The organism is Microbacterium ginsengisoli, assembly GCF_000956535.1.
Classification (GTDB): domain Bacteria; phylum Actinomycetota; class Actinomycetes; order Actinomycetales; family Microbacteriaceae; genus Microbacterium; species Microbacterium ginsengisoli.
In genome coordinates this window covers 1-1,859 of sequence record NZ_JYIY01000018.1, presented here as the reverse complement: position 1 = coordinate 1,859, position 1,859 = coordinate 1, and the positions used below count along the sequence as shown (strand labels likewise).

Below are 1,859 nucleotides of genomic sequence, written 5' to 3'. Positions count from 1 at the left end.
CGACCGACCGGTCACCGTCGGCATCAACGGCTCCATCACGGCCCACACCTCGTCAGAGATCTCCTGTCGCGTCACCGTTCAAGACTCACCCACCGAGGAGCGGAACCTCTTGATCAACACGCCCTAGGCGGAGGCCTTCGCCTTGGCTTTCTCGATCTGATAAACCCGCTGCTTGCTGATCCCGAGTACGCGGCCGACGTCGGGGGCGGAGTACTTCTCGTTCCTGAGCGCGGTTACCACGGCGCGGCGACGCTCCGCGGCGCGGGCCTGAGCCCGACGCGCCTCAGCTTCGTCCTTCTCCGCCTGTGCCCACTCGTCGAGCAGCTGCTTAGGGGCGCGCACGTCGACGGTGACGGCCACCTCGGCGGGGTCGACGTTGAGCCACATCGCAGCGACACCCTGGGCCTCGCGATCTACCTCGTCGAGAGAGGCTGCCTGCCCTCCGGTGCCGAGTTCGGGGATCTCGAACACCCACCAACGGCCTTCGCGCTCGACGCTGACGGCGAATGTCTGTGTCATCGCGTCCTCCCTCTCACTTCCAGGCCTGGGGGAGTGTCGCCCCGGCCCTCTCGATCTGTCGCAGCACGCCCGCTGAGACTTCCTTGTGCCCTGCCGGGATCGAGGCTTTCTGCGACTCGTCGGGCAGGCCCCATAGTTCGTGGCTACCCTGACCATCGCGCAGATAGACCCAGCCGATGCTCTTCAGGTGCTTCAGCACGTCTCGCGTTCGCTGTGCTTTCATGAGTCTAGTCTAGACCCCCCTTGCCCGCAAGTCAAGGGGGGTCTTGCCTTTTTGGTATTGTTCTTCGGTTTCAAACTCGGTGCCACACAGGCCGCAAAGGATCGGGCCCGCGTCGATCACGGCGTTGGATGCGCGGATCTTGCGGCTGCAGCTGCACACGGCCGTGCGGCCGTTGTTGCTCTTGGTCTTGCCCTCCGCGTCAGGCGATTCGCTTCGACGGTAGGCGGTGATCGCCGCCGTGAGCTGCGCAACCTCGGCCGCGTACGTCTCGGCGGTTCCCGTGGGCACGGTGGTGACTGACCATCCGATGCGGGGATCTTTCTCGAGCGTCAGACCGAAGCTCTCTGCGATGCTCCGAAAAGCTGCGTTGTGGTAGCGGCCCTGTCTGCTGGTGTCTTTGATTCCTCGCGTGTTCGCGGCGCCGTGGGCGGCTTCGTGCAGAAGTGTGCCGAGCACGTCCACGCCGCCGCGTGAGAGTCCTTCACCGCCGATGAACAACTCGTGCACCACCTCGTCACCACGCACCCACCGATCGGGGGCGAAGTGGCCGAGATTCACGCCCTTGACCGTGCGACCGGACGCGAGGGTAACGACGACCTCCGGCACGTCGCTGTGGCGCTGCTGAATCGCGGCCCAGGTGCGTTCGATCGCTGCGACCAGGGGAGCGGAGGTGCCCTCGCCCATCACACGGCCTCCGATGCGATCGCATCGATGAGGTCCGGGCGAAACCCTGTCCAGGGCGCCATGCCGGGAACTTGGACCACCGGAAGCTGCGTCGAGCCTCCCGCCTGCGCCACTCGCCGCGCCGTCGCCGCCGCGTCGAGGTCTGCGTCGACGTCAACGGACTCGAACGCGATTCCCCGCTCGGTGAGCGCTCGGCACGTTGCCCTGCACTGCACGCATCCCTCTCGGCCGAACACTTGCACCTCGCCGGCTTCTGTCGCACTCATCGTCCCTGCCCCTTCCCCCTCACGTTCTTTTGCCGTGAAGGCGACTAGGGCGTGTCTCTTAAAGCCTTGAGCCAGATGGTGATGGCGCGTAGGACGACGCCGCCGCGATAGGTCAGGGCGAGTTTGTCGTAGCGGGTGGCCAAGGCGCGCCATTGCTTGAAGATGTT

At 65.5% G+C, this 1,859-nt stretch carries 4 protein-coding genes; all 4 read right to left on the bottom strand.

The annotated features are described in order from the left end of the window. Positions 1-123: 123 nt before the first annotated feature. The 4 genes from RR49_RS00140 to RR49_RS00125 are packed head-to-tail and all read right to left on the bottom strand — an operon-like array spanning position 124 to position 1,692. The gene (locus RR49_RS00140) at positions 124-519 is read right to left on the bottom strand and encodes a hypothetical protein (RefSeq protein WP_045245690.1); all 396 of its coding nucleotides are present in this window, start codon (positions 517-519) and stop codon (positions 124-126) included. A 13-nt stretch (positions 520-532) separates the two neighbouring features. Beyond that, a complete protein-coding gene (locus RR49_RS00135; protein ID WP_045245688.1) occupies positions 533-742 on the bottom strand; it encodes a type II toxin-antitoxin system HicA family toxin in 210 nt (69 codons plus the stop codon). 9 nt (positions 743-751) lie between these two features. Beyond that, entirely contained in the window at positions 752-1,426 is a 675-nt protein-coding gene (locus RR49_RS00130) for a SprT-like family protein (RefSeq protein ID WP_048809517.1), read from the bottom strand. Beyond that, positions 1,426-1,692, bottom strand: coding sequence for a glutaredoxin domain-containing protein (locus RR49_RS00125; protein ID WP_045245687.1), 267 nt, complete (start codon positions 1,690-1,692; stop codon positions 1,426-1,428). Before RR49_RS00125 ends, RR49_RS00130 begins: the two co-directional genes overlap by 1 nt. Positions 1,693-1,859: the final 167 nt, after the last annotated feature.

Bases quoted from the DNA above. Each gene is read 5' to 3' on its own strand.
- RR49_RS00125 (WP_045245687.1), bottom strand. From the start codon at position 1,692: ATGAGTGCGACAGAAGCCGGCGAGGTGCAAGTGTTCGGCCGAGAGGGA.
- RR49_RS00130 (WP_048809517.1), bottom strand. From the start codon at position 1,426: ATGGGCGAGGGCACCTCCGCTCCCCTGGTCGCAGCGATCGAACGCACC.
- RR49_RS00140 (WP_045245690.1), bottom strand. From the start codon at position 519: ATGACACAGACATTCGCCGTCAGCGTCGAGCGCGAAGGCCGTTGGTGG.
- RR49_RS00135 (WP_045245688.1), bottom strand. From the start codon at position 742: ATGAAAGCACAGCGAACGCGAGACGTGCTGAAGCACCTGAAGAGCATC.